Below are 7,476 nucleotides of genomic sequence, written 5' to 3'. Positions count from 1 at the left end.
GGGAGATCGGCGGCCTCGCCCGCGTAACTGGTCAGCCGCACCCCGCTGGGGACGTCCTTGCAGCCGGGACAGTTCGGGTGAGCGACGTGATCAAGGTGCAGCAGGTCGGCTGACAGGGAGCGTTCCACCGCGAGTCGCCCACCTGTCGATCCGTCAGGCCCGCGTCTCGCACGACCACGTCAGAGGACGGACGGCGATGTCAGCGGCTCGTGTCGGCGTCACCTTCGTCATTGGGAGGGCCTCCCTGTCTCCTGCCGCCCGGAGGGGAGCCGTCCCCGTGCTCTTCCAGCAGTTCGAGGAGCGCGGCATCCGCTCTTTTCTGGTCTTCCTTCGTCAGCTCGAGCGGTGCGTTGTTGTACACGGTGTAGCGATCTGGATCGATGATGTTGGCGGCCCTCAAGATGAACGTCAGCAAGGGGCGCCAACCCTTGCGGTGGCCGACCCGCACCTGTATCTGGGCCTTGTAGTCACGGGCCTCCGGGAGGAATCCGGAAAACGGTGCCTCGAACTCGAGGAAGAGCTGTTGCGCTTCTCTGCCGGGCACGACGAACCCCGCCGGCAGCTTCGCCTCCCCGTCTGGCCCGGGTTGGAGCCGGGACGGGGAGGACACCCACAGGAGTGGCAGATGAGAGGCGGGCTCATCAGGGAAGGTCAGGATGAGGTCCTGCACGACGATCGGCTTGGGACCGGTGTTGTGCAGGACGAGAGGCAGTCGTAGGCGTGCCGTGGAACCGTGGACGATCGCCGCGAACGAATGAGGCTCCCACGCCTGCAGGCGTCCCTGTCGGGCGTTGAGCCACCAGAACGACGCGACGGTGAAGAGCAGTGCGCAGGCTGACACCACACTGGCGCCGGTAAGCGATGAGGACGCGATCTCATCCGCCGCGACCATCAGCGGAACCACAGATTCAGTCTGCCAGCCCCGCCGCGGGCTCGCTCACGGGACGAGTGGCCGCCGACAGCCCCCGCAACGGGTCAGAGGCCGGCGAGGAGTACGAGATACCAGGCGACCAGGGCCGCGCACGTCACCGCGGGGAGGAGCCTGGTCAGTCCGTCGCCCTTGCGTACGTGCGTGGTCACGGCACCGGCGAGCAGCATCAGCAGTCCGATGCCGGCCAGGCCGCCGCACAAGGGTACGACCGGGCCGAGGGCCACGCCGATGGCGCCCGCCAGCTCCAGCCCGCCGATGACCCGGTAGGAAGCGGTGGTGAAGCCGGCGTGGGCGGCCAGTTCCGGCATCGGGCCGAGAGCCAGGATCTTGGCCGCGCCCAGCAGGGCGAAGCTCAATGCGGTGAGACAGGTGAGCGAGGCGGACAGGATCACGAGACGCCTTCGGGGGTGTGCGGGCGGCGGGCATGGCGGCGTTCGGCTCCCAGGCCGGCGAAGTAGGCGATCAGGTCGGGGTTGTCGACCGCGGAGGGTTGGAGGACCTGCTCAGCGGGGGCGCCCTGGAGGAGGCGCTTGACCGGGACCTCGAGTTTCTTCCCGGTCTTCGTGTGCGGGATGGCCGGCACGGCGAGGATCTCGTCGGGGACATGGCGGGGGGAGGCGCCGACGCGGATCGCCTCGCGAATCCGGTCGCGCAGGGACTCGTCCAGCTCGATTCCGGCGACGAGGACCACGAAGAGTGGCATCCAGTAACCGCCGTCGGGTTCCTCCGCGCCGATGACCATGGCCTCGGTGATCTCGGGGAGGCGTTCGACGATGTCGTGGATGTCGGCGCTGCCCAGGCGTACGCCGTTGCGGTTGAGGGTGGCGTCGGAGCGGCCGTGGACGATCACCGAGCCGTGACCCGTGACCGTGATCCAGTCGCCGTGCCGCCACACGCCCGGGTAGGCGGTGAAGTAGGTGTCGCGGTAGCGGCTGCCGTCGGGGTCGTTCCAGAAGTACAGCGGCATGGAGGGCATCGGGCGGGTGACGACCAGTTCACCGACCTGGTCGGCGACCGGCCGTCCGGCGCCGTCGTACGCCGCGAGCGCCACACCGAGGTTGGGGGCGGACACCTCGCCTGCCCAGACAGGGGTGATGGGGGCGCTGCCGGCGAAGCCGGAGACGACATCCGTACCGCCGCTGGTGGAGGCCAGCTGGATGCCTGCACCCACGTGGTCGCGGACCCAGTGGTAGGCGGACGCGGGCAGGGCGGAGCCGGTGCTGCCGATGACCCGGATGGCCGTCAGGTCGTGTACGCCGGGTTCGATGCCCAGCTTGGCCATGGCCAGCAGGTACTGGGGACTGGTGCCGAAGATGGTGACCTTGTGGCGGGCCGCCAGCTCCCACAGGACGTCCGGGTGTGCCACCGGCGCGGGACTGCCGTCGTAGGTGAAGGTGGTGGCGCCGGTCAGCAGGGTGGAGACGACCAGGTTCCACATCATCCAGTGGGTGGTGGTGTACCACAGCAGGCGGTCCCCGACGCCCAGGTCGCAGTGCAGGCCGAGGATCTTGAGGTGTTCGAGCAGGACGCCTCCGTGGCCGTGGACGATGCCCTTGGGCAGGCCGGTGGTGCCGGAGGAGAAGACGATCCACAGTGGATGGTCGAAAGGCACCGGCGTGATGGTGAGGTATTCGGTGCGGGTGGCGGCCTCTTCCCAGGGCACTGCCAGGGTGCTGTGCCGGTTCTCGGGCCAGGTGAGGCCCAGGTGATCCACGAGCACTGTGGCCTTCAGGGTGGGAAGGGCCGCGGCGAGGTCGAGCGAGGCTGCGCGGCGGTCGTGCCGCGTGCCGTTGAAGAGATAGCCGTCCGCGGTGACGAGCACCGTGGGTTCGAGCTGGGCGAAGCGGTCGGCTGCGGCCCTGGGGGCGTAGTCCTGGCCGCACACGGACCACACTGCGCCCAGGCTGGCGGTGGCGAGGAAGGCGATGACGGCGTGGGGGGTGTTGGGCAGGTAGCCGACCACCCGGTCGCCCGGCTCGACGCCCAGGTCGCGCAGGGTGGCGGCGACGGAGGCGACCTGGGCGCGCAGCTGCCGGCCCGTGATCTCGTAGGCGGCTCCGGTCTCGTCCAGTGCGGTGATCGCGGGTGCGTCCGGGTGCAGGTTGCGCAGCGCGTGGTGGGCGTAGTTGAGGGTGGCGCCCGGGAACCAGCGGGCGCCGGGCATGGTCTCCTCGGCCAGCACCCGCTCGTACGGGGTGGTGGCGTCGATGTCGAAGTACTCCCACACCGCGGCCCAGAAGCCTTTCAGGTCGGTGACGGACCAGTGGTGCAGGGCCTGGTAGTCGATGGGGTCCTGGATCCCTTCGACGCCCCGGTGCCGGGCGGCCCAGCGGGCGAAGTCCGCGATGCGGCTGCCGGCGGCCGCCTTCGGGTCGGGCGGGAGGAAGGGCTCCGGACAAGGCGTGGAGTGCGGGGCGGTCATGGTGTGGTGTTCCTCGTCAGGGTGCGGGCCGGGCTTCGGCGGGGCGGCGGGCCGTGTGCAGCAGGGGAGCCCAGGCGGCAGCGTCGGTGAAGTCGCCGGTGCCGGTGGGGACGGCATCCAGTACGACGCGGTCGGGGCGCAGCAGGGCGGCGTCGGCCCGGCCGCGTGCCAGCCAGGCGGCCAGGGTGCCGTCGTCGTCCAGGTCGTCGACGTGGATCGTCGGGGCGCCCAGTGCCGTGGCCACTGCCGCCATCTGCGCCGTGGGCGGCACAGCGGTCAGGACGACGAAGGCGTCCCGGACGGCGTCATCGAGGCGCACTCGCCGGCCGTCGTGCCGTATCCAGGGCTGCGGGCAGAAGGTGCCGGCCAGCGCGCGGCCGGCCGGCCTGCGCCGGCGCCGTACCAGGGGGCCGGCGGCCAGAGCGGGGCTGAGGTCACGGCTCACCGCCTGGGTCACGCCGGGGATGCGACAGAGCGTGCCCACGACGGCCCGGCGGAAAGCCGCACCGCGGTCCTGTCCGCCGGTCATGGCCCAGCCGACGGCCACCGCCACGCGGATCACGTGGCGGGCGTGCGGCTTGCGCTCGCGTTCGTAGGTGTCCAGCAGTTCCTCGGGCGCGCCCTGTTGCAGGACCCGGGCGAGTTTCCAGGTGAGGTTGTTGGCGTCGCGCAGGCCGGAGCACAGACCCTGCCCGACGAAGGGCGGAGTCAGGTGGGCGGCGTCGCCCAGCAGGAAGACACGTCCTCGGCGCCACCGGTCGGCGAGACGGGCCTGGAAGGTGTACTGCGCCTGCCGTATCACCTCGAAGTCGTCGCTCTGCGAGGTCGGCAGGTCAACCCAGGGGGCGACCAGCTCGCGCAGGCGCTCCCATCCTTCCGGGCCCTCCAGGTTCTGGTCGTCGGCCAGCCGGAACTCCCAGCGGTAGCGGTCCTCGCTGATGCGCATGAAGGTGGCCGGCCGGGTGGGGCAGCAGATCTGCTCGGCGCCTTCCCAGGTACGCACCGGGCGGCTGGTGCGCACGTCGATGACCCGCCAGCTCTCCTGGAAGTGCAGGTCCTCCCAGGCGGCGCCGATGGCCTCCCGGGTGAGGCTGCCCGCACCGTCGCAGCCGAGGACGGCATCGGCCCACAGGTGCTCCTCCTCGCTGCTGCCGCCGCGCCGGAAGGTGACCCGGAGGGGACCCGTCGGATCGTCGGGTGCGCCGGTGTCCGGCGTGTCGGACTGGGCGACGGACACGACCTCCACCCCACCCCACAGTTCGCACTCCGGGTGGCGTGCCAGGGCGTCCCGCAGCAGGCGTTCCAATTCGGGCTGGTTGAACATGCTCAGTTGCGGGAAGCCGTGGAGTCCGTGCAGGGACCGCGGGAACTCGCTGATCACGCGGCGCCGGGCGTCCAGCAGCCGTAGCCCGGGCGCCGGACGGGCGATGGCGGCGAACTCCTCGTGGACGCCGACGCTCTGCAGGACCCTGCGGATTTCGTCGTCCACGACGACGGCGCGCGGCAGGGGATAGACGTCCCGGTGGCGTTCGAGGAGCAGGCTGCGCACCCCGTGTCGGGCGAGCAGGAGCGCGGCCGTGACTCCCACGGGCCCCGCGCCGATGATCACCACCGGCCTGCGGGATGCGGCGCTCACGTCGCGTCCGCCACAGCGGTCCGCTGCTCGCCCAGGTCGATGTGCCCGTCGGGGGTGGCGATGGTGGCGGTGACGAGGTCACCGTCGCGCAGGTAAAGGGGGTTCTTGGCCTGGCCGTTGAAGAACGCTTTCCATTTCAGCGCGGGCGGCAGCAGGGCGGCGATCTTCTCGACCGGCTTGGGCGGGGCCTTCAGGGCGGTGCCGCCGGGCGTGCCGGTCAGCAGCAGGTCGCCCGGGTCGAGGGTCTGGAAGCGGGCGAGCAGGGTGAGCGCCCGCGCGGGTCGTACGATCATGTCGGCGAGGGTGCGGTCCTGGCGCGGTACGCCGTTGACCGACAGCCGCAGCCGCAGGTTCAGCAAGTGGGCGAAGTCCTCGGGCTCCAGCAGGGCCAGGTACGGCCCGGTCGGGGTGAAGGTCGGGTAGGACTTGCTCTCGTAGAACTGGGTCTTGGTCAGCTGGACGTCGCGGGCGCTGACGTCGTTGGTGAGGACGAGCCCGGCGACGTACGACGGCAGGTCCCGCTCCTCCACGACGGTGCCCACCGGCAGGGGTGCGCCCATGACGAGGCCGAGTTCCACCTCGTAGTCGAGGAAGTTCACGTGCGCGGGGCGGATGATCGTGTCGTGCGGGCCGCTGACCGAGCCGGACGCCTTGCGGAAGAAGGCGGGTGGGATGTCGCCGGTGAAGCCCGAATCCTTGGCGTGGCTGCGGTAGTTGACCATCTGGGCCACCACGCGGCAGGGCGTGGTGACCGGGGGCAGCACCACCAGGTCGGCGACGGGCGTGCCGCTCTCGGTGGAGGCGGCGGCCTCCGGTACGGCGTCGCGGTCGGCGAGCAGTTCGGCGGTGGTGACCGCCTTGGTCTCGATGCGGACGGCGCGCTCGTCCCGGACGGCCCACCAGCCGTCGGGGGTGCGCAGAACGTTGGTGCTCATGAGCTCATCGCTTTCATCAGGCCCAGCAGGCGTGCGGGGTCGAGTTCGTTGGCGTCGCGCAGGGCCGTCATGACCTCGCGCAGCTTGGCCGGGGAGGGGTTCGTGCCCAGGAAGTCACGGGTGACGGGCGGGCCCCACTGGGCCAGGCCGCTCGCCGACATCGGCGCCCAGCCGGGGCCGAGGTCGCAGGAGAACAGGTCGCCGTCGGCGAAGTGCTCCAGCATGAAGCGGTCGGGATCGCGCCAGTAGTCGAAGAGCTGGCTGCCCTGTATGTGCCGGCCGATGCCCCAGCTGCGCTGGTAGCCGCGCTCGGCCAGGTACTCGCCGCCGACGGCGATCGCGTCGAGGTCGGTGACCTGGTAGGCGGAGTGGACGTAGCCGGTACCCGGCCCCAGGTGCAGGGCGAGGGTGTGGTGGTCCACGGGCAGGCTGCCCTGGTCGCAGCGGATGAACGCCATGGTCGGCCCGCGCCCGCGCTGTCCGTCCAGGAACAGGAAGTCGGACACGATCATCCCGAGGGTGTCCAGATACCAGTCCAGGGCCCGCATGAAGACGCGCGTCTCCAGCACCACGTGACCGAGCCGCTGGATGCGCGAGGGCTCGCGGGGCGGTCGCTGGGTGGCGTTCGTACGACGGTGCTCGGTGCCGGTGTTGAGGATCAGCGGCTGCTGCTCGGGCAGCGCGGGCAGCTGCTCGGCGCAGTGCACGACCCGGACCGGGAAGCCCGAGGGATCGAGCAGGGCGACCGCCTGTCCGCCGCCAGGGACGTCGATGTCGCGGACGTCACTGCCGGTCGCCCGGGCCAGCCGGTCCAGATCGGCCCGTTCGGCCGCACGGAACGCCGGCCCGACGAAGCGGGACGCCTGCCCCCGCCGGATGACCATGCACGGTGAGCCCGCGAACGTGCCGCGCAGCCACAGCTCCCGCTCGGTGCGGGCGGCGATCGCGAACCCGAAGTCACGCGCGAACACCTCGGCCCGGTCCAGGTCCGGCTTCTCGAACTCCAGCCAGGCCAGGTCCGGCACCTTGATCACGGGGTTTCGCGCTCGTCCGGGGTGCTCACCGCGCAGGGCGCCCAGCTCGCTGTGGAGATCTTGGTGGGGCGTCTGGCGATCGGCCCTGTTAACGGGGGTGTGGGACATGGTGCCCTCCAAGCAACATTGCTGTAATGAGGAAATCATCAACTTTGCCGTTGCTCATCGTCAATAGAGCAGAACCAAAGAACTGAGAGAATCATCAGTCATGGAGGTGTCATCGCCCTGGTTGTTACACTCGGTCGCATGCCGACGTCAGCCCCACCCCGCAACCGCTTCGAACGGCGCCGCGCCGAGACCCGTCAGGCACTGATCCGTGCGGCCCGGCAGATCCTCGCGGAGACCGGGGACACCAGCGCCAGCATCCAGGCCATCGCCGAGCGCGCGGACGTCGGTTTCGGCTCCTTCTACAACCACTTCGAGTCCAAGACGGAGCTGTTCGACGCCTCCCCGGCCTGGGCGGGCTGCGGCTGCCCAAGGTCACCGGCCCGGCCGACATCCACCATGTCACCGACCGG

General features: G+C 70.7%; 7 protein-coding genes. 1 reads left to right on the top strand and 6 read right to left on the bottom strand.

What is annotated here, in order from left to right; translation table 11 throughout:
- Positions 1-199 precede the first annotated feature (199 nt).
- The 6 genes from ABZ646_RS35300 to ABZ646_RS35275 all read right to left on the bottom strand — a co-directional run bounded on the left by ABZ646_RS35300 (position 200) and on the right by ABZ646_RS35275 (position 7,066).
- Positions 200-904 (bottom strand): hypothetical protein, encoded by a 705-nt coding sequence (locus tag ABZ646_RS35300; RefSeq protein ID WP_360528292.1) that lies wholly within the window; start codon positions 902-904, stop codon positions 200-202.
- A gap of 71 nt (positions 905-975) precedes the next feature.
- Entirely contained in the window at positions 976-1,323 is a 348-nt protein-coding gene (locus ABZ646_RS35295) for a DoxX family protein (protein WP_360528289.1), read from the bottom strand.
- Complete coding sequence (locus tag ABZ646_RS35290) at positions 1,320-3,353, bottom strand: acetoacetate--CoA ligase (RefSeq protein WP_360528286.1); 2,034 nt, start codon at positions 3,351-3,353, stop codon at positions 1,320-1,322. Before ABZ646_RS35290 ends, ABZ646_RS35295 begins: the two co-directional genes overlap by 4 nt.
- A gap of 16 nt (positions 3,354-3,369) precedes the next feature.
- Entirely contained in the window at positions 3,370-4,989 is a 1,620-nt protein-coding gene (locus ABZ646_RS35285) for a bifunctional 3-(3-hydroxy-phenyl)propionate/3-hydroxycinnamic acid hydroxylase (RefSeq protein ID WP_360528283.1), read from the bottom strand.
- The gene (locus tag ABZ646_RS35280) at positions 4,986-5,924 is read right to left on the bottom strand and encodes a fumarylacetoacetate hydrolase family protein (RefSeq protein WP_360528280.1); all 939 of its coding nucleotides are present in this window, start codon (positions 5,922-5,924) and stop codon (positions 4,986-4,988) included. The genes ABZ646_RS35285 and ABZ646_RS35280 overlap by 4 nt, the downstream gene beginning before the upstream one ends.
- Positions 5,921-7,066, bottom strand: a complete 1,146-nt coding sequence (locus ABZ646_RS35275) for a VOC family protein (RefSeq protein WP_360528277.1) — start codon at positions 7,064-7,066, stop codon at positions 5,921-5,923. Before ABZ646_RS35275 ends, ABZ646_RS35280 begins: the two co-directional genes overlap by 4 nt.
- A gap of 138 nt (positions 7,067-7,204) precedes the next feature.
- Between ABZ646_RS35275 and ABZ646_RS35270 the strand changes: the two genes are divergently transcribed.
- The coding region (locus ABZ646_RS35270; RefSeq protein WP_360528274.1) for a TetR/AcrR family transcriptional regulator at positions 7,205-7,476 on the top strand (272 nt) is incomplete at its 3' end.

The sequence above is a fragment of the Streptomyces sp. NPDC007162 genome, assembly GCF_040634175.1.
Taxonomy (GTDB): Bacteria; Actinomycetota; Actinomycetes; order Streptomycetales; family Streptomycetaceae; genus Streptomyces.
Note: the sequence above shows the minus strand (reverse complement) of the source record. Positions and strands in the feature narration are given on the sequence as shown.